Source organism: Janthinobacterium sp. SUN100, from assembly GCF_030397705.1.
GTDB classification, from domain to species: domain Bacteria; phylum Pseudomonadota; class Gammaproteobacteria; order Burkholderiales; family Burkholderiaceae_D; genus Janthinobacterium; species Janthinobacterium kumbetense.
Genome location: NZ_JAPUBU010000004.1, coordinates 196,341 through 215,997 on the forward strand (window position 1 = coordinate 196,341; position 19,657 = coordinate 215,997).

A 19,657-nucleotide genomic window follows, 5' to 3' on the forward strand; every position below is an offset into this window, starting at 1 on the left:
ATTGCAAAATGGCTCAATGCCAGTATCCTTTGCTGTATGAAAAGTCTCACACCTCCACTAAGAACAACTCCGCCGCCAAAAACTCCACGGGCCGCAGCGTCGGCTCGCACTGCGCAGGATTCCGACAAGTACATCGTTCGCTTTCCCGATGGTATGCGGGATAGAATCGCTGCTGTTGCAAAGGCAAATAACCGTTCGATGAACGCGGAGATAGTGAAGTGTTTGGAGTGGGCTCTTAACGTAGTGGGAGAGCCCACCAGCCAACCCAACATTCCAAATGTAACGGGGGATATTCCGTTTACCTTGGCACAAGATATTGCTCGGCTGGCCATTGATGCCGAGGTTTCTTTCGACGAGATGGTCGCGCGAACCTTTGTCGCAGGTTTGCATAAGGACGCACCGCAGGTTTTGTATATCCCGATTTTGCCAGGCGTCACAGCATCCGAAATTAAATCTGTGCTCCGGGAGGCACTGGATTTTGTCCGTCCCGATGCAACGATAATGACCGAGCTTACTACGCGTTGGTCTGGGGTGTTGGTACCTTCCAAAGTTAAACCATCCGACATCCCAATTAAACGGGCTCGACGCACAACACCTACGTGAAAGTAGAACTTAATCATATCCACCTTACAAGTCCTAGGTTGCACTGGCCCATTTGATGTTTGCGCGTCGAGAGGTTTTTTTGTACTGTCGGCTTTAGATCTGCGCGGCCATTTCCAGCATTCGGCAAGCTACCTATGGCATCAATGCCCAGCTAATTTATTCTTCAGAAATTTCTTACTGGCGATGAAGCACAGCACCTCAACAACGAGAGTAATGGGAATCGCCGCCAAGTTGGGAGAAAGTCACACTTATCGCCCCTAGTCAGCAGATCGAGAAATTGCGCGCTTATATTGTCGATAGGGATACCAGCAATATGAGGGATTCGGAAAAAATATATAGGACGCGCAGCAACTACCCACCGCCGTTTTTAGCGAGCTCATCTAGCACAAGGAAACACTCTGCCACCGCGAGGCCTTCAAAGTTGAGGTACCGCTGGGGAAGATTCCTTGTTTTTTACCCTAGGAATTACTGATAAATAAACAAAAATCGCATTCGCCATTCGTAATGCAAAGCTGCTTTGTTAACTGTCAAAAGGTGCGACAATGTCGGATAGTCCCAAGTGTGAAGGTTAGGGCCAAGTCCAGATTCCCAGATGGTCGAATAAAATGGGTCAATCAATTTGTGCAGTTTCCCTTACGGCAGTTACACTGCCGATCTATGTAAGAAGTGGTCGCGTCGAGTTAGCTTTTTCTTGGCGGTGTGTTCGAAGCCGGAAAACACTTTTTTTGAATGACAGATGGTGGAAAGTGAGAATTCCGTTGTTGTCTCAAGTTGGCCTGCGCATCCCTTGCTTAATCAGTGCGCTCCTATCGAACCTCGTAGGCATGCCGCCCATCTGTGAAGAACGCAGGATCAGATTACCGCTTGACCAGTTGATGCATGAACTTCGTTAAGAAAGCGAATTGATCGGCACTTTTTTAGGTGCCACGTCATTAAATTTTTAAAGATTCAATGTATCCTTTAAAACAATTACAGCCATTCCATTTCTCAGTACGCCACAACTGGCCATGGTTGGCGGTCGGCTTCTTGCTATGCGGCGCGGCGTGGCTGGGTTCATATGAATTGCCGGTGCAGCGCGCCGAGAACGCAGCGGCAGCGACCAGAATACGCGTGCTGGAAGCCCAGTTTCGCGCGCAAGCGGCTGATCCTGTTACTGCGCAACAAAACCTGGCAGCACAACTGGCCGGCTTCGACAGCCTGTCGTTGGTGACGGCGGACTTGCAGTCGCTGGCTACGCAAAACGGTTTGCTGATGTCGGATGCGAGCTTCAAGCCGACCGACAATCTAGCCGCCGCTGGGATCGGGCGCATCGAGGTCAATGCACGTATCAAGGGTGCTTATTTACCATTGAAGAGAACCCTGACCGCGATGTTGGCCACTCATGGTGGACTGGCGCTGGACTCGCTTTCGCTGCGTCGGGCGCGCGCCAGCGATGTCGCGATGGAAATTGATGTGCATTTCACTTACTTTTACCGGAAGCCAAGCTGATGGCAATATCGATGCCGGCCTTGCCCTCCCGCCGGCAAGGCCTGTGGCTGGCAGCGCTACTCACCGTAGCCTTGTGCGGCTGGACCGCCTGGCGTGAGCAGGATAGCCAGCCCTGGTCCACTGAAGATGCAATACCGCGCCGGCACGCAGACACGACCGTTTCGCCGGAGCAGGTAATCGGCACTAGCGAGGCCGGTGGCTTACTGGATCGCGATCCCTTGGTGGGATCAGAAACAGACCTGTTCCGTTCCATCAGTTTCCAGTCGTCTGCACCGCGCGCCTTGGCGCCGCCACCACCGCCACCGCCGCAAAAGCCGAGTGCACCGACCTTTCCCTATCAGTACTTCGGGCGCATGGTCGACGTCGATGGCCGGACGATCACCTATTTAGCGCGTGGAGACACACTTATTCCTATCCATGCGCGCCAGTTGTTAGATAATACATTCCGCATCGATGCCGTGACAGAAACGCAGATTGTGGTGACGTATGTGCCGCTGGAAGAAAAAATAGTGATCGCCGTGCAGACCGGAAATTGATTGGCTGGCTCCGGCGGGGCGTTCATGCAAAACAGGGAGTAGGGCATTGCGTTACAAGGGACATTATTTCGGTTGGGCCGGCGCGGTGTGCTGCACCGTTTTGCTGGCGGGATGTGGTACGCAATACATACGCGACGGTGCGCAGCGCCAGATTGGTGCAGGCAAGTACGAAGAAGCGCTGCAGGCTTATGATACCGCCTTGCAGAATGATCCGGAAAGCGTGATTCTGCGTACCGGGCAGCTCTCCGCGCGCGACACTATCCTGGCGCGCCTGATGACGGCGGCGACGGCGGCGCGTTCGCGCGGAAATGAGGCGCAGGCCCAGGCGATCCTGCAACGCGCGTTGGCGATACAGCCCAATGAAGACAGGGCCAAGGCCATGATGCTGGAAATCGAGCGCGATGCACGGTTAAAAACTGCCGTCGCCAGCGCCCGCGAGCTGATTGAAAAAGGCATGCGCGAGCGCGCCATGCTGGTGATCGAGGCGGCGCTGAAAGACACGCCCAGGAGTGCTGAACTGCTCGGGTTGCAGCGGCAGCTGGAACTGGCCAGCAAACAGTCCGAGCTAAGCGTTGCGCGGTTGGCTGAGACGCGGCCCATTTCGCTCGACTTCCGCGATGCCAATCTGCGCATGGTGCTCGAAGCCCTGACGCGCAACAGCGGCATCAATTTTGTGCTCGACAAGGACGTGCACCAGGATTTGCGCACGACCATTTTTCTGCGGCAAACACGGCTCGACGATGCGCTTGAGCTGTTGACCTCGACGAGCCAGCTGACCTTCAAGGTGCTCGATGCGTCCACTGTGCTGATTTATCCGAAGACGCCGGAAAAGGCCAAGGAATACCAGGATCTGGTGATCCGCGCCTTCTATCTTTCCAGCGCGGACGTCAAGCAGACCGCCTTGTTGCTGAAGACCATGCTGAAGATACGCGAGCCTTTCATCGATGAAAAGCTGAACCTGATCATGGTGCGCGAAACGCCGGAAACGATACGCCTTGCAGAACGCCTGATCGCGTTGCACGATTTGTCCGAGCCGGAAGTCATGATGGAGGTCGAGGTACTGGAAATAAAACGCTCTAGCCTGACTGAACTGGGCATCAAATATCCGGACGGCTTCAACCTCACGCCACTCGCGCCCGCCGGCTCGGACGGTTTCACGCTGGGTAATCTGAAAAGCCTGAATCGCGATTCCATTGGCATCAATTTGCCCGATGTGCGCATCAATCTGCACCGCGACGTGGGCGACGTGAATATACTGGCCAACCCCAAGATCCGCGCACGCAATCGCGAAAAAGCCAAGATCCTGATCGGCGACAAGCTGCCCGTGGTCACTACCACTGGCAGCTCCAACAATAACAGCTTCATTTCCGAATCGGTGCAATACGTCGATGTCGGCCTGAAGCTTGACGTCGAGCCGAATATCTACCTGGATGATGAGGTGGCCATCAAGGTGGGCCTGGAAGTCAGTTCGCTGGTGCGCGAGATCAAGACGGCCGCCGGTTCTCTGGTGTACCAGATCGGCACGCGCACCGCCAGCACGGTTCTGCGGTTGCGCGATGGAGAAACACAACTACTGGCGGGCTTGATCAGCAACGAAGAGCGCATGAGCGCCAACCGCGTGCCCGGCATCGGAGATTTGCCTTTGGTAGGCCGGCTGTTCTCTTCGCAGCGTGACGATGGCCAGCGCACGGAGATCGTACTGTCGATCACGCCGCGTATCGTGCGCAATATCCGCAGACCGGACCTGAACCAGGCGGAGTTCTGGTCGGGGACCGAAAACGATGTGCGCAGCCGGCCTTTGACCCTGCCAGCTGTGGAGAAGCCAGGCGCGGCCAAGAGTGCGCCATCGTTTCCCGGCTTGCCAGGCGCAGTGCCGATGCCCATGGGCTCGGGGGCGCCGCAGGGCGTAGCGCCGATGGTGGCGCCACTGCTCAATGGCGCGGCGACAGTGGCAGTCGCAGTCGCGCCGCAGGTGGCCGTGTCCCTAGCAGGGCCGCAAGAGGTCAAGGCTGGCGAAACCTTTATCGTGCATGTCAATGTGAAGGCTGCCACAGCCTTGCGTGGCATGCCGCTGAAGCTGCAATTTTCGCAGCAGAACCTGCAAGTGGTTGACGCGGATGAAGGCGCCTTTTTTACCCGGGATGGCGCCACGGCAAGCGCGAGCAAGGCGATGGAGCAAGCCAAGGGGCTGGCATCAATGGCAATCCTACGCACCGGCGCGGCAGGTGTGAAAGGGGAGGGCACGATGATGAGCTTCAAGTTCAAGGCGCTTGTTGCGGGCCCCGCCGAGATTCGCGTGTTATCTGCCAAATCGATTTCCTCGACGCCGATCGACGCCGAAGCATTGCCGGCGCCGCTGCGCGTGATGGTCAAGTGAGTGCGTGCCATGTTTAAACCGCGCAAGTCCGGCCATGTCCGGCATGCCGGCTATACCACCGTCGAACTGCTGGTGGTGATGGCCGTCCTGGGTATCCTGGCCACAGCCGCCATGCCCTTGGTCGAGCTGACGGCGACGCGCAACAAGGAACGCGAGCTGAAGCAGTCCTTGTGGGAAATCCGCCGCGCTATCGATGGCTACAAACAGGCCTATGATGCCGGGCGCATCGGCAAGGGGGAGCAGGGCAGCGGGTATCCTCCGTCGCTGGCGGTGCTGGTGCAGGGCGTGCCTGACCTGGCGGCCGGCGGCCAGACTATGTATCTATTGCGGCGCATTCCGAAAGACCCGTTCGCGCCCGCTGATGTAAATGCGGAAGTGTCGTGGGGCTTGCGCAGCTATTTATCTCCGCCGGAAGAGCCGAAGGAGGGCGCAGACGTGTTCGATGTCTATTCCACCTCGGACAAGGTCGGCATGAACGGCATCGCATACCGGCTATGGTGACTCGTCCCACATATCGCGGCTTTACGCTGATCGAGCTTCTGGTGGTGATGGCGCTGATCGGCATGCTGCTGTCGTTATCGGTGCCGCGCTATTTCGGTAATGTCGACAAGGCCAAGGAATCTGTGCTGCGGCAAAACCTGGCACAGACGCGCGATGCGATCGACAAGTATTTTGGTGATAATGGCCGCTATCCCGATTCGCTCGACGAAATCGTCGCGCGCCGCTACCTGCGCAAGATGCCTGTCGACCCGATTACCGACCGCAGCGACAACTGGGTCATCGTCGCGCCGGAAAAAAGGGACATGGGCGCCGTGTTCGACGTCAGGAGCGCTGCGACGGGCCGCGCACGCGACGGGAGCGAGTATGCCTCGTGGTAACGCTGTTACGGCCCAGCATGGTTTTACCTATGTCGCCATGCTATTCGCGCTGGCGATGTTCGGTATTGGCCTGGCCGCCGTCGGCGAAGCGTGGAGTAACGCGACACAGCGTGAACGGGAGGAAGAGTTGATCCAGATCGGACAGGCATATGTGCGGGCGATTGGTACCTATTACGCGCAGGCACCCGGTACGGCGAAAGCATACCCGCCTGCGCTGCAGGACCTGGTCGAGGATAGACGTTTTGTTGGCGTGCGGCGCCACTTGCGCAAGATTTACCTCGATCCGGTGGGCAAGGGAGCGGAATGGGGACTCGTCAAAGCGGCCGATGGCGGTATCGCCGGCGTGTACAGCCTCAGCGACAAAGCTACCTTGCGGCGCCAGCCTTTGCTCCTGTCGGGTGCCGCGCCACTGATGGGTGAGCGTTACACCGACTGGAAGTTTATGTATGTGGCAGTGCCATGAGGCGTGCCCCGCATACGGTAGCTGCCCGTCAAAACGGATTGGATCTTCATGCAATTTAAGATACGCACATTTCATGCCGCCAGCGGCGCCATTACCGAACGCACGGTGGATGGCGAGGATGCAGCTGGAGTGACGCGCATGGTGGAGCAGCAGGGCCACACAGTATTGTCGGTCGCGGCGCAGGGCCGGCGCACCCGCACGCGCGGGGTTTCCGGCATCAGGGGCTTTAACTTGGTGCTGTTTTGCGATGAGCTGCGTACCCTGCTGTCATCCGGCATGTCGCTGGTGGAAGCGATTGACACCTTGTGCACCAAGGACAACGATGATGCCAAGCGCACCGTACTGCTGGAAATCAGGCAATTGCTTTTGGAGGGAAAACCGCTGTCATCGGCGCTGGAATTGAACCGTATCGGCTTTCCTCCGCTATTGATCGCCTCCATCCGCGCCAGCGAGCGCACCAGCCGGCTCGACGAGGCGCTGGAAGAATATGTAGCGTATGAAAAAGTGGGCCAGGAACTGGGCCGTAAGGTGGTTAGTGCGGCGATCTATCCCAGCCTGGTTGTCGTCTTTGGGATGCTGGTGTGCCTGTTCATGATTTCTTATGTCGTGCCCCGCTTCGCCAAAGTCTATGACGATTTTTCGCAAAAACTGAGTTTTTCCACGGTAATCCTGATGAAGGTGGGGCAGGTCTCCAGCGATTATCTCGGCCTGATACTGGCGGGCATAACTGGACTGGTCGTGCTGGCGGTAGTCGGCCACCGCAATGGCAAGCTAAAGATTCTTCTACTTCGCGCGCTGGGACGTTTCAAGTTCGTCCAGCATTATCTGCGCCTCTACCAGCTTGCGCGCATCTATCAAACCATGTCGATGCTGCTCAAGGGCGGCTATACGCTGAGTGACGCAATACCTCTGGCGCAAAACCTGGCCTTTGAGAAGAAACTCCAGGACCAGATACTGCGCGCGCGTGGTCTGATCCAGGAGGGCAAGCGCCTGTCCACGGCCTTCGCCGAGAACGGCTTGACGGACAGCGTCACCGAACGCCTGTTGCAGGTCGGCGAAAGGTCAGGCAATCTGGCGCGCATCATGGACATCATCGCGCAGACGTACCGCCAAGAATTCACCGTATTTATCGACCGTGCCACCCGAGTTGCTGAACCGATCTTGCTGATGGCGGTTGGCATCATGATCGGTGCGATTATTATTTTGATGTACATGCCGGTATTCGACCTGGCTGGAGGAATTTGATACATGAGTCGTGTCCCCACCTTAGCCGCCATGCCGCCGTTGAGTACCTTACTGGCGCAAGCGCGGGCGCGCGCGCGCGACAGTGGCCAGGCGCTAGCGGTTGAACTGGCGGCACTGGCCGGCTGCGAAGTGGCCGACCTCGCTGCGGCAGCCCCTGTCCACCTGGATATGGCATATTACCCACAGGCCGCCATGCTGGCCTGCACTCCTGAGTTCTCGCTGCTGAGCTTTACTGACTGCGTCAAACGCGTGATCTATCCGTTGCGGCTGCTGGGCGGCGATAGTTTCGTAGTGACCGATCCATGGGACGACCACGCTTTGCAATGGCTGGCCAACAAAGTGGGCGGCTACCCGGCGCTGGCATGGGGCGACAAGGCGGATATCTTGGCAGCGCTGGACCAGGCGCAGCACCGTATCAAAGCATCGAGCAGCCTGTCGGCCGGTGCTCCGGAACAGCGTAGCAGCGTTGGCGATGGCGCAGGCAATGTGATTTCGATCGAAACCATCGAACGCAGCACCAGTCCCATCGTGCGCTTTGTCGATGCGGCCATTTATGATGCCTGGAAAGCTGGTGCCAGCGACATCCATTTTGAATGTGACCGCAATGGCGTGAAGGTCAAGCTGCGCCTCGATGGCGTGCTCGTTCCGGCGTCCGAGCTGCCGGACCGCGTGCGCGCCGAGGAAGTCATCTCGCGCATCAAGGTACTGGCACAGCTCGATATCGCGGAGCGCCGCGTACCGCAGGATGGCCGCTTCCGCATCGAGCTGGGCTCGCGCGAACTGGACTTCAGGGTTTCCATCATGCCCAGCATTTTTGGCGAAGATGCCGTGGTACGACTACTCGACAAGACGCAGTTACATGGCGATGCTCATGCCATTTCGCTGGCCAGCCTGGGGCTTGATGCAGATGCCATCGAGCGCATCCGCCGCCTGGCAAAGAAGCCGCATGGCATGCTGCTGGTCACCGGTCCGACAGGCAGTGGCAAGACCACGACGTTGTATGCGGCGCTGACGGAGATCCAGACTGGCCAGGAAAAGATCATTACCATCGAAGACCCTGTGGAGTATGAATTGCCGGGTGTACTGCAGATTCCCGTGAACGAAAAAAAGGGACTGACCTTTTCCCAAGGCCTGCGCTCCATCTTGCGCCATGATCCGGACAAGATATTAGTAGGCGAGATCCGCGATGCGGAAACCGCCGAAATCGCCGTACAGGCCGCATTAACGGGCCATCTGGTGTTTACCACCGTGCATGCCAACAGCGTGTTCGACGTAATCAGCCGGTTTGCCCACATGGACATCGATTTATACAGTCTCATGTCGGCATTGAACGGCGTGGTGGCTCAGCGCCTGATCCGCTCGAACTGCCCTATCTGCAACGTGCCGGAGGCGGCAAGCCTGGAAATTATCGAACGGCTGAAAGTGACGAACATGGATATTAGCAAGCTGACGCTGAAAAGGGGCCGCGGCTGCGAACATTGTCGCAATACAGGCTACAAAGGCCGGCATGCGTTAGCCGAAGTGCTACCATTCGACGATACCCTGCGCACCATGATACTGAACCGTGCAAATGTCACCGAGATCAAGCGCTATGCGCTGGAGCTTGGCGTACGCCCGCTGAATGTGCGTGCGCTGGACCTGGTGGCCAGCGGTGCCACCACGATGGACGAAATTGACCGGGTGGTAGCGCATGATTGACGCATACCATATTTATCTCAACGGTAGCGAGGTAATGCTGCGTCGCCAAACTGGATGGGGACGATGGTACCGCGTCGAAGATATTACACGCTGGCAGTGGGATGCAGGTACGCCGGCTAGCCTGAATTTTGATGCGATAGAACTGCGCAAGCGCCGATATGCCACGCTTGCCGTGCATGTCGGTTCAGCACTTGGCAAGTTCATGATATTTCAACTGCCGCCCGGGCTGCAGGGTGAGCAAGAGGAGCGCGCGGCCGCAGAAGCGCAGATGCAGTATCAATTGGGCTTGAATCCTGGACAGTGGGAGTTCACCTTAGACCATCTTCCAGCACGGGGAAAGGTCGTAGCCTGTGCTCTGCGTGCCGATATTGTTGCGCGGCTACGTCAGGTGGCGCGCGAGCACGGGTTGCGGCTCCTGTCTGTTCGGCCCTACGTGGCCGGCGTATGGAATGCGATGCAATTACGGTGTGGGCCGGCGACCCTGAATGACGGCAGGGCGATGATGATGGTAGAGCGCGACGCTTTCACGATTGTGATTGAAAAGGAAGGCAAGATGGACGCGATGAGCGCCATGACACATCGCCGCGAGGCCGAAGTGATCAACCGTGAGATCCGGCGCATGGCGTATTCCCTCGGTGAGGATGCGCAGCGTCATGCGTACCTAATGGTGGCAGGCGAGCTCCTGCCGCTAGCGCAGTTGCATGTTGACAAAGTGGTACGGCATGAGAACCTTCTGCAACCAATCCTCTATGCGGATTTCCGTGACCTGCTGTTCCATCCGCCCGCGCAGGGGATTCCATGATGCTGCAACTCGAATTCATCCGGCGCCGTCCCATTCCATGGATGGGACTGTTTTGCATGGTTTGTACGCTAATCTGGGGGGCAGTGCTGCTGGCCGAGTCGATCGCCTTGCGGGAAGTGGCCAAACGCGATGCGCAACGCGCCGGGCAGCTGGAGCTAGTGCTACAAGAACGGCGCCGGGCCGCACAGCAGCAGCAAGCTAAAAGCGACCCGGAAACACAACGGCGCCAAAAAGAGCAGGAAAAGATCGTCGCGGCCTTGCGCTATCCATGGACACGCGTGTTGTCTACCATAGAGCAGGCTGACTCAAACGACGTAGCCATGTTAACGCTCTCGCATGAACAGGTGACAGGGCAGACTCAGATTACGCTTGAGGCACTCAATGCTCACGGCCTGGTGCATTTTGTCGACGCGCTCAATGAAAGCGGCGAAAGCGACCGTGATAGTAGTGGCGATGCCGGCTCGCGCGCGCAGTGGTATATGACGATCTATCAAATCCAGCCACAAAACAATCCTCAAACGATTAAGGCGACGGTGCTGAATAAGTAAGGCTATCTCATTATCCATCTGCTTGGCACCGCGTGGCTGGCGAGCAATCGGCGCTAACGCCGTATTTGGCATAGTAAAAATTCCTGAGCTATTTTGAAACCTGCTGCAATTTAGTGAAATTATCGGCAATCCTATGTAACTATCTGGAATTCGGCGAAACTCTTTACAACGGTAATCCCAACGCTCCACGGCGAAAAACATATGTATAAGTTACAACGAAATAGTATCAACGTCTTCGCCATCAACCCAGCGAGAGCATGTCCCAGCGCCGGTAACATTAATACTTTGTCCCGTCGCTTTGGCCATCAAAAGCATAGCCAGAAGCCTTTTCCCAGCATTTGAGTTCTCATCCTTGACGATCCAGTAAGGTGAGGTGGCACAGGACGCCTTATCTGAGGCAGGCCCACTCAAATAGAAGAAAAGCAGGCCATCGCTGGTACGGTTAACTAATCCTGTGATTGTCCCTGATTGCGTACCGGCATGCGCCGGAGCCATTAAAGCAGAGCATATAAGAAAAGGAAATATTCGAGAAACTGCGAACATAGTATCAAGTCCTGCAAATTGAAAAGTTAATAAATAATTAAATATACATGGGTGCTGCATATAAAACATCAATCCAACAAAAGAGGGAGGATTTCAGAAGCATCTGCATCGTTACTAATCTTGATATTAAAAGTGATGGACATGTTTTCTGTAAAAAAATCTCCGCCACGTCTGGCCATATAATTATACATAGTCGCTACATTTTTTGCTGTCAACTGGATGTTTACAACCAAATTTTTACAATTTAATTAATTGACGCCGCTAACTGTAATGCGAGGACACCATCGTCAACGGCACACTGATCGCTGCGACGCCGTCGCCCAAAAACCTGTGTCGTCATCTAAAAACGCGTTATCGCGGTCTGACCAAGATTACTGCAAAGGTCTTTACACTGTTCGCCTTTGCCAATCTGCTGCTGGCCGGTAGGCTTTTTACGATCACAGAATCCCGTCGTTCGTCCTGATTACAGAAAGACGCGAACATCGCATTGAATGGAGCGCCAATTGGGCTTAAGCGAATGGTCTGTCGACTATTTGGCGCGCCAAACTAGCTAAGAAAGCGAATTGATCAGCACTTCCTTAGCGCGCCAACCATACGCCACGGATCTCCTGCACCCCGTTACAATCAGCATTGTCAGGTGTATAGCGAACGACCACATCCTTTTGTGTGGCGACCGCCATCATGAAAAGAGCGTAAATGGGTTTGAAATCCGCGTTTTTTTGCGCTATGGTTCCCTGGCCCCCTCCTTGAAAACTTACCCATAACAGTCCATCGCCAACATACATGGTTTTCGGAGACAGATTGCACTCAGTGACCGCAGCTGCCGAGAGGGGGGGCGAGTGTTAGCGCTATACCTGCGGCAATAGCATAAGTCAACTTATAAATTACTCTTTTCGCGCCTATTATGCTCTTTTTATTTTTCATCGATGATTGTTGTCTTGTCTATGTGAGTGTGGATGGTACAAAATTATATGTTTTAAAAAGACGACTTCCATTTTTTCATTTCTCATCTTTTTGAAAAACCATATCAAACTTCAAGTCTTTTGTCATCTTTTTTCTGTTAAAGTTGAATAAGCTGTGACGCAGGAATTGATGCAATGAAACTACCAGGCTTGTGTGAGGCTAGGCAATAGGCTTTGCAGAAGGCGTGCCCGCGTGCTATCGAACATTTGTTGACGCTTCTAGGAAGCGCGCGGTCGAACTGGATGACACGTATCTAAACAGCTAATCAGGCCTGTTAGGCGCCCCCTCTCAGAATACTTTCATAAATAAATTTCCGATTTTGAAATATCCCCTGTGAATTGATATAAAATAATTTATCAATTCACGTTATGCATCGCGTGGCGTGCCGCATTCCCATTTCTTTCAACAAATATTTACTGCATTCATGTGCATCAGGAGAATCGTTTCGTGTTTTTAGTTAAGAATATGGCAACATCCTTGATGCACCTCTATATCGCGCTGTTCCTGATGTTGGCCGTGCCCTCCTTGCATGCTGTTCCTTTCGACCCGGAGCCCAAGGACGGGGCGCAGTTCATTTGGCAGAGCGTACCGCTGTCGATGGTCAGCGGGCAGAGCTATCCTGTTTCGATTAGGATGCGCAACGCGGGACAGACCACTTGGAACAATATTTATCGGATCGTTTCCGTCAATCCCGCAGAGAATGTAACCTGGGGAATGCATGCGGTCGATGTTAATGCGGACGTTGCGCCAAGAGCCGAACACACTTTCACCTTTAATATCATTGCCCCCCAGATTCCAGGCGCCTATAATTTTCAATGGCAAATGCAGGGAGATCAGTCCTTTGGCGGGCCATCGACCAATCTAGTGATCAACGTTACGCAAAATCCGAATCCTGCAACGCCGTCCAGTGCGACCCAAGCGGCTTTACTCCAGGCCATTATCGATCTGATACTCAGCGATGACACCCCGGTAGAGCCGCCGCCCGAGCCGCCGCCCTTGCCACCGAATCCCGACGGCTCGCCCGTCTGGATCGGCCATCTGGCGCAACTCAAGAATGCCGATGTCGGCACCCTGCCGGGTAGCATGGGCGTAGGCAATGGTGGAGCCACTTATAGCCTGCCGATCGCGTTGCCGCCAGGGGTGGCAGGAGTGCAACCGAGCTTGAGCCTCAATTACAGCAGCACCGACACCGGTGGCGTGGCGGGCCTGGGCTGGAGCGTGGCGGGCGTGTCGAGCATTGACCGCTGCGGCCGTAACTTTGCCATCAATAACACCACCGACGCGGCGCGCTTCGTGCCGGCCGACCGTTTGTGCCTGGATGGCCAGCAACTGATCCTCATTAACGGCAACCATGATAACGACGGCGACTATTGGCGCGACGGGGCCGAGTACCGTACCGAGATCGACAATTTCAGCCGCATCCGCGCGACGCTCGCGAATGGTCATCGCAGCTTTACGGTGGAGAACAAAACCGGCCAGACATTGACCTACGGTGACCGCACCGATACCTATTTGCTGGGCCAAGGTCGCTCTGATGGGCTAGCGCACCGCTGGTGGCTATCGAGCAGCACGGACCGCTCGGGTAATACCGTTGGCTATTGGTATAACCTGGATGCGGCAAGCGGCGAAAGCCGGCTGGCCCAGATCCGCTGGGGCGGCAACACGCGTTCCGGCCAAGCGATGTTCGTCAAGGCTGAACTACAGTACGAAGCCCGGCCCGATGCGCAGGTGGCCTATGTGTACGGCAGTCATTTCGACGCACGCCTGCGCCTGAAGAGCATCGTGACCAGCACCGATACACAAGCAGACGGTAGCGGCGGCACGCCGGCGCTGCGGTATAACCTTGCGTATGAACTGAGTGCCAGCAGCGGGCGCAGCCTGCTCAAAACGGTACAGGCATGCGATGCCAGCGGCGTATGCTTGCCGGCGACGACGTTTGACTGGGGCAAGAAAAATCCGAATGCGCCGGCGCAATTTTCCACTCTGGGGGGCACACGCCAAGGCCCGAATCTGGCTGCGCTGAAAACCGAGGCTATTTGGTACACGCGCGATGCGCAAAAGATGATCGCTATTGCCGATGTTAATGGTGACGGCAAAAGCGACATGATCGAGCGTTACCGTACCGCGCAAAACGGCTATCAGCAGAGGCTGTACCTGTCCAATGCGGACGGCAAGGGATGGACTGTCTCGAACCCGATGGCAACTATTTCCGGCCATATCATGGAAGTGGGTGATTTCGATGGCGATGGCCAAATCGATTTGCTGGTAGCGGACCAGGCTGCCGGCCAGTATGCAACCAGTAACTGGCGTATTTGCCGTTCACGTATGCGCACGGGAGGAGGTTTTGTTTGCGATGCGGCATTGAACTTGCCGGCAGATGCATTCAATCATTCCTTCCCAGCCAGAAATCCGCGCATCGTGAAGGACATCAATGGCGATGGACGCGACGACCTCTTTCTGTCATCCGGCGATATCACTTCTGCAACCGTAACCATGCCGAAGCGTTACCAGTGCTTGTCCACCGGCAGCACCTTCAATTGCGTTGCGACTGGGACCGAGGTTGCTGACTTGATGGCGGAGAACGGACCGTATGTGAGCAGCCATCCCAGTGCCGACGTTAATGGCGATGGGCTGCTGGACGATGTGTTACTGGGATCGTGCAAGTTAGCACCGGTTATTAACAATCCAAATAAATACCAGTGGGTCTGCCCACTTAAAGGCCCTGTCTATTTTTATACACCTGGCAATTCCAGTATCAACTCTGCCGCATATGCTTTCCCCGACAAGCAAACCATTGTCCTGGAACCAGCCGTATCGGGAGTGCTGACCGGCGATTTCAATGCCGATGGGTTGACCGATATAGCGTTTGGCACCTTCAACATTGATCACAATGGTACTCCGCAGTCGAACAAATCTCTTATCTGCTATTCGAAAGGCGTTGGCGCAGCCGACTGCCGTTCAGTGACGGCAGCGGGATTTGACTACGATGTCGTCACCGTAGGGGATTTCGATGGCGATGGCATAGTCGACGTGTTGCGGGCGACACATGACACCTGGTCCACGCAAAATATTACTGGCTATCAACTGTGCCAGATTGGTGCGGATGCTGTATCGCAACGCTGCAAACCATGGACCGGTCCCACTTTTTATACCGACGCGCGCCGGGTTAACTACTTCCCGGAATACGCATATAACCCAGAAGATCCTGGGGAGTATGACCCGCGTCCACAATCGAGACTGGCCGGCGACTTCGACGGTGACGGCAAGCAGGACATCGTCAGCTATCTGGGAGGGAGCAACTGGGAAATTTTCAGCGCCGCCGACCAGGCCATGCCTGGCCAGGCCATCGATAAGCTGATCAGCGTGACCAATGGCTTGAGATTGGTTGAAAAAGTGGAGTATGCCACTGTCAACGATGCCACCGTCTATCAGGACGTAGCCTACGATATCAGTGGCCAGCCGATCATGCCGGCATATCCAATCAAGCGCGCACCGGTGACGCGTCAGTTGGTGAAAACGTTCAGCCGCAGCAACGGGCAGGGTGGTTGGCTGACGTCGCGTTATCGCTATGCGGGCAATGCCAACGACGGTTCCGGCCGTGGCAACCTCGGTTTTGCACGGCAGGATGTGACCAATGCGCAGAGCGGGCATGTCACGACCACCTGGTACCGTCAGGATTTCCCGTTTACTGGCATGCTCGCTGCCAGCCAGACGACGCGGTATGCGCAGGCTGCACCGGTCCCGCCAGCCAATGTCTTCAACGACATGCGCCAGACGCTGAGCCAGTACACCGTCACGCAGCCGAGCAACAAGATCACCCGTCACCCGTTCGTGCAAAGCTCGAGCGTGTCGCGCCGTGACCTCGATCAGAGCGACATGGGCAACGTCACCACGACGAATGAGGTCGGTGCCTATGGCAACCTGCTCACCAGCACCGTCATCGCCACGGTACCCGGCGGCGAGACATTCAAGTCGCAGATCGTGAATACGTACGCTAGTGATGAGGCCAACTGGCGCCTGGCTGACCTGATGATTACGACCGACATCCGGACCTCGCCGTCCTTGACGGTCACGCGCACGAAGGCCTTTACCTATGATGCACAAGGTTTGCTGCTGACGGAAACGCAGCAAGAGAATGACCCCACGCTCAAGCTGGTGACGTCCTACAACCGCCTGGGCAATTTGTCTGGACTGGTAAACAAGATCACGCAGAGCTGGTCCGATCCGGCCAGCAAGACCGCGCAAACCCGCATTGTCTCCGAAGTGGACTATGACACGCGACGCCGCTTCCCGATCTCAAAGAAGAACGCACTGGGGCAGGTGGAATCGTACCCAGCGTACGATGCGACCAGCGGCACGCTGAAACAGCGTATCGATATTAACGGCCTGGTGTATAACCAGACGGTAGATGGTTTCGGGCGCAAGCGCATTGAAACCGCACCAGACGGCAACGAGACGCGCAGCTACGAAAAGGTGTGCGACGCCAGCTGTCCGGCCGGCGCGGTCGCGATCGCGATCACCGACTACATAAAAAATGGCCAGCGCATCGCCTTGCCCAAACTGGTGTACAGCGATAGCGCCGGCCATGTGCTGCGCACGCAAAGCTGGGCCTTTGATGGCAAGCAGGTGGTGGCTGACAGCCGTTACGATGCACGTGGCCGTCTGGCTGAAACCTACTGGCCGCGCATTATGGGTGCGCCTCAGGTGTCGGCCAGCCGGCTCGCTTATGACGACCTGGACCGCGTGACGAGTACCGTGACCCGCAACGATGCGGGCCAGGAATTGACGGCGAGTACCGCGTACCAAGGGCTGACCACCATACTGACCAACGCCAAGGGGCAGCGCAAGAGCGACACGCGCAATATGCAGGACAAGCTGGCCAGCAGTGTCGACGCATTGGGTGGTACCACCACGTACACGTACGACGGTGACGGTAATTTGCTGCGGACCCAGGATCCGGCTGGCAATGTGGTCACGGTCAGCTACGATGCGCTGGGACGCAGGGTCGCGCTGAACGATCCCGATCTGGGCAAGATTACATATGGTGTTGACCCGCTGGGCCAGGTTTGGAAGCAGGTCAGTCCGCTACAGTTGGCCGCCGGCACCGCGACGACGATGCGCTACGATGCGCTGGGGCGCATGGTGCAACGCAGCGAGCCCGATCTGATCAGCTACTGGAACTATGATCTGCTTCCTGGCCAGAGCAATTGCGCGGCGCTGAAAAGCTGCGGCCAACTGGTGCAGGCGTATACGACGGATCTCACCGGCAAGGTCGACTATCGGCGCGAGCACAGTTTTGATGCACTTGGCCGGCCTGTCACCACGACGACCCGCCTGGACCAGGTACAGTCCGCGACCTATAAAGCCACGACCGGCTATGATGCCTGGGGCCGTTTGTTGACCCAGTCCTACCAGCGCTGCAGCGATACGGCGAAGGTGTTTACGCAGCGGTATAACGAACGCGGTTATTTGGAAAGCATCGGGCGTGGCGCGCTGCTACTGTGGCAAGCGACGGCGCAGGATGCGGCGAACCGCGTGACGGCCGCTACGCTGGGCAACGGCTTGAAGATGGCCCGCGAGTACAACCCGAATACCGGCTACCTGTCGTTTGGCACCTTGAACAATGCGCAGAACCAGGGGCAGCTGACTGAATCGTATAACTACGACGCGCTGGGCAACGTGAAGCAACGCGCGCAATACTGGCCGGGCGCCGGGCTCGTGGGCTTCACGGAAGAGTTCAGTTACGATGGCCTGAACCGTCTGACCAGCGCCACGGTGGCGGGCCAGCCTGTGCAAAGCTTCCGCTACGATGGTATCGGCAACCTGCTGGCTAAGACCGGTGTCGGCACGGGCGACTACGTATATGCGCCGGCGGGTGGCCGTCTGCCACATGCGGTTAAGTCGATTCCCGGCATCGGCACGCTCGATTACGACATCAATGGCAACCTGCTCTCAGGCGCCGGGCGCGCGCTTAGCTGGACCAGCTTTGACATGCCGCGTTCGATCAGCAAGGGCAGTGAGAACAGCATCTTCATGTATGGGCCAGAACACCAGCGTGCGCGCCAAGAGCGCAACGATGGTACGACAACGTACTACGCGGGCGCCATGGAAGTGGAAGTCAAGGGCGGCGCGCCAACTGTCAAGACCTACTGGCCGATGGGGCTGGGGGTGGAGATCGACAAGCCAACGGGCAGTACAGAGCTGAACTGGACGCATCTGGATCGCCTGGGCAGCGTGGTGGCGATCAGCAATGCGGCCGGTGTAGTCAAGGAGCAGCTGGCCTATGACAGCTGGGGCAAGCGCCGCAAGGTTACTGGTGACGGGATTCCGGACTGCCTCGATTGCTTGACGGATAACCGCGGCTATACGGGCCATGAAATGCTCGACAAGCTCGACCTGGTGCACATGAACGGGCGCATCTACGACCCGTTGCTGGCGCGCTTCATGAGTGCCGACCCGCTGATCCAGGATCCGACGCATAGCCAAAGTTACAACCGATATACTTATGTGTGGAACAACCCAACGAACCTGACGGACCCAACGGGGTTTGCAGGGGAAGAGCCGCAGGAAGACTGGCGTCAAAAACAGGTTAACGATGATTTGCTCCGTATCAGAAAAAATACGACTCCGAACAGCTGGGCAGTGAGTTCGAACGGCGATAAATTGACGAATAGTGCTGATAATGCGAGTAACAAGGGCGCGAATAAGGTTTCGGCAATCACGGGATATGTCGGCGCAAAAACTGGTATGCCAACTACGATCGATCCCGGTCTGGAAGCATTTTCCAAAGGACTAATCACAGGTCAAGTCGACAATGTTATGGACCCGAATTATAAGTCCATGAAAAGCGGGGTGGATTTACACGAGAAACTTGGCGTAGCTTCAGAGGTCGCAGGCGTTGCGCTTCCTTTCCTGAAATGGGTTAAAGGATTATTTGCAACTCAAGCCGCTTTTGCGCCAGTTGAGAAATTTTCCGCTTATATCTTCAAAGAAGGAGCCGACCACGGCAAAGACGCAGTCTTCCGGGGATTAGGATATGACGCTAGCCATTCAGCTCAGTTGGCGAAGACTTGGGAGACTCAAGCGGCTGAGAAATTTGCTCGGGGCGAATACACGTTAAAAGGCGCGCCTAACGAATTTGGGCAACGGATTAATATTGGAATTGAATTGCGAGGAATTGGGCAGTCAGCAGGGAAAACTAGTAACCTGAACTCTGGGTGGATGCTGCGCGACAATGGGACAATTACTCTTAATACTCCATTTTCTGGATTTGCAAAATGACCATCGATAACTATAGCCGAGTAACGCTAGTGACGGACGCTTATGCCACTGAAGGGGTCGGAATGGGGGCTATTGGATATGTGATAGAAGTCTATCCTGATGATAAGTATGAGGTTGAGTTTTCGGACAACAAAGGAATTACCATCGCTTTAATTTTGGTGACGGCCGGTGAAATTGCTCTTTGTAATAGGAATGATTCTGATGCTATTTAATTAACTTATTCGGCAAGCAG

General features: G+C 56.0%; 14 protein-coding genes and 1 pseudogene. 14 read left to right on the plus strand and 1 reads right to left on the minus strand.

The features are described 5' to 3' along the window. Window positions 1-36: 36 nt before the first annotated feature. The 11 genes from O0881_RS20965 (at window position 37) to O0881_RS21015 (ending at window position 10,638) form a co-directional block, all read left to right on the plus strand. Window positions 37-603 carry an Arc family DNA-binding protein gene (locus O0881_RS20965; RefSeq protein WP_289912842.1) on the plus strand — a complete coding sequence of 189 codons (567 nt, stop codon included), beginning with the start codon at window positions 37-39 and terminating at the stop codon, window positions 601-603. 951 nt (window positions 604-1,554) lie between these two features. Beyond that, window positions 1,555-2,091 carry a hypothetical protein gene (locus O0881_RS20970; RefSeq protein ID WP_289912844.1) on the plus strand — a complete coding sequence of 179 codons (537 nt, stop codon included), beginning with the start codon at window positions 1,555-1,557 and terminating at the stop codon, window positions 2,089-2,091. Window positions 2,092-2,102: 11 nt separating this feature from the next. Beyond that, window positions 2,103-2,627: a hypothetical protein gene (locus O0881_RS20975; protein ID WP_289912847.1), complete on the plus strand. Its 525-nt coding sequence runs from the start codon at window positions 2,103-2,105 to the stop codon at window positions 2,625-2,627. A 46-nt stretch (window positions 2,628-2,673) separates the two neighbouring features. Beyond that, window positions 2,674-5,004 carry a cohesin domain-containing protein gene (locus O0881_RS20980; protein ID WP_289912849.1) on the plus strand — a complete coding sequence of 777 codons (2,331 nt, stop codon included), beginning with the start codon at window positions 2,674-2,676 and terminating at the stop codon, window positions 5,002-5,004. A 9-nt stretch (window positions 5,005-5,013) separates the two neighbouring features. Beyond that, window positions 5,014-5,505 (plus strand): type II secretion system protein, encoded by a 492-nt coding sequence (locus O0881_RS20985; protein WP_289912851.1) that lies wholly within the window; start codon window positions 5,014-5,016, stop codon window positions 5,503-5,505. After that, the gene (locus tag O0881_RS20990; protein WP_289912852.1) at window positions 5,499-5,882 is read left to right on the plus strand and encodes a prepilin-type N-terminal cleavage/methylation domain-containing protein; all 384 of its coding nucleotides are present in this window, start codon (window positions 5,499-5,501) and stop codon (window positions 5,880-5,882) included. Before O0881_RS20985 ends, O0881_RS20990 begins: the two co-directional genes overlap by 7 nt. Then, window positions 5,869-6,345 carry a type II secretion system protein gene (locus tag O0881_RS20995; RefSeq protein WP_289912853.1) on the plus strand — a complete coding sequence of 159 codons (477 nt, stop codon included), beginning with the start codon at window positions 5,869-5,871 and terminating at the stop codon, window positions 6,343-6,345. Before O0881_RS20990 ends, O0881_RS20995 begins: the two co-directional genes overlap by 14 nt. 48 nt (window positions 6,346-6,393) lie before the next feature. After that, the gene (locus O0881_RS21000; RefSeq protein WP_289912854.1) at window positions 6,394-7,590 is read left to right on the plus strand and encodes a type II secretion system F family protein; all 1,197 of its coding nucleotides are present in this window, start codon (window positions 6,394-6,396) and stop codon (window positions 7,588-7,590) included. Between the two features lie 3 nt (window positions 7,591-7,593). Beyond that, window positions 7,594-9,288, plus strand: coding sequence for a GspE/PulE family protein (locus O0881_RS21005; RefSeq protein WP_289912855.1), 1,695 nt, complete (start codon window positions 7,594-7,596; stop codon window positions 9,286-9,288). After that, window positions 9,281-10,090 carry a hypothetical protein gene (locus tag O0881_RS21010; RefSeq protein ID WP_289912857.1) on the plus strand — a complete coding sequence of 270 codons (810 nt, stop codon included), beginning with the start codon at window positions 9,281-9,283 and terminating at the stop codon, window positions 10,088-10,090. The genes O0881_RS21005 and O0881_RS21010 overlap by 8 nt, the downstream gene beginning before the upstream one ends. After that, window positions 10,087-10,638, plus strand: a complete 552-nt coding sequence (locus O0881_RS21015; RefSeq protein WP_289912858.1) for a hypothetical protein — start codon at window positions 10,087-10,089, stop codon at window positions 10,636-10,638. Before O0881_RS21010 ends, O0881_RS21015 begins: the two co-directional genes overlap by 4 nt. Window positions 10,639-10,848: 210 nt before the next feature. On the opposite strand, the gene O0881_RS21020 is transcribed toward O0881_RS21015, so the two are convergent. After that, complete coding sequence (locus tag O0881_RS21020) at window positions 10,849-11,250, minus strand: hypothetical protein (RefSeq protein WP_289912859.1); 402 nt, start codon at window positions 11,248-11,250, stop codon at window positions 10,849-10,851. Between the two features lie 253 nt (window positions 11,251-11,503). On the opposite strand from O0881_RS21020, the pseudogene O0881_RS21025 reads away from it, so the two are divergent. From O0881_RS21025 to O0881_RS21035, 3 genes and pseudogenes are all read left to right on the plus strand, one after another. Continuing rightward, window positions 11,504-11,644, plus strand: a pseudogene (locus O0881_RS21025) (IS5/IS1182 family transposase); the annotation flags it as partial. A gap of 980 nt (window positions 11,645-12,624) precedes the next feature. After that, window positions 12,625-19,425, plus strand: coding sequence for an RHS repeat-associated core domain-containing protein (locus O0881_RS21030; protein WP_289913242.1), 6,801 nt, complete (start codon window positions 12,625-12,627; stop codon window positions 19,423-19,425). After that, window positions 19,422-19,637 carry a DUF4926 domain-containing protein gene (locus tag O0881_RS21035; RefSeq protein WP_289912860.1) on the plus strand — a complete coding sequence of 72 codons (216 nt, stop codon included), beginning with the start codon at window positions 19,422-19,424 and terminating at the stop codon, window positions 19,635-19,637. Before O0881_RS21030 ends, O0881_RS21035 begins: the two co-directional genes overlap by 4 nt. The last annotated feature ends 20 nt before the right edge of the window (window positions 19,638-19,657 follow it).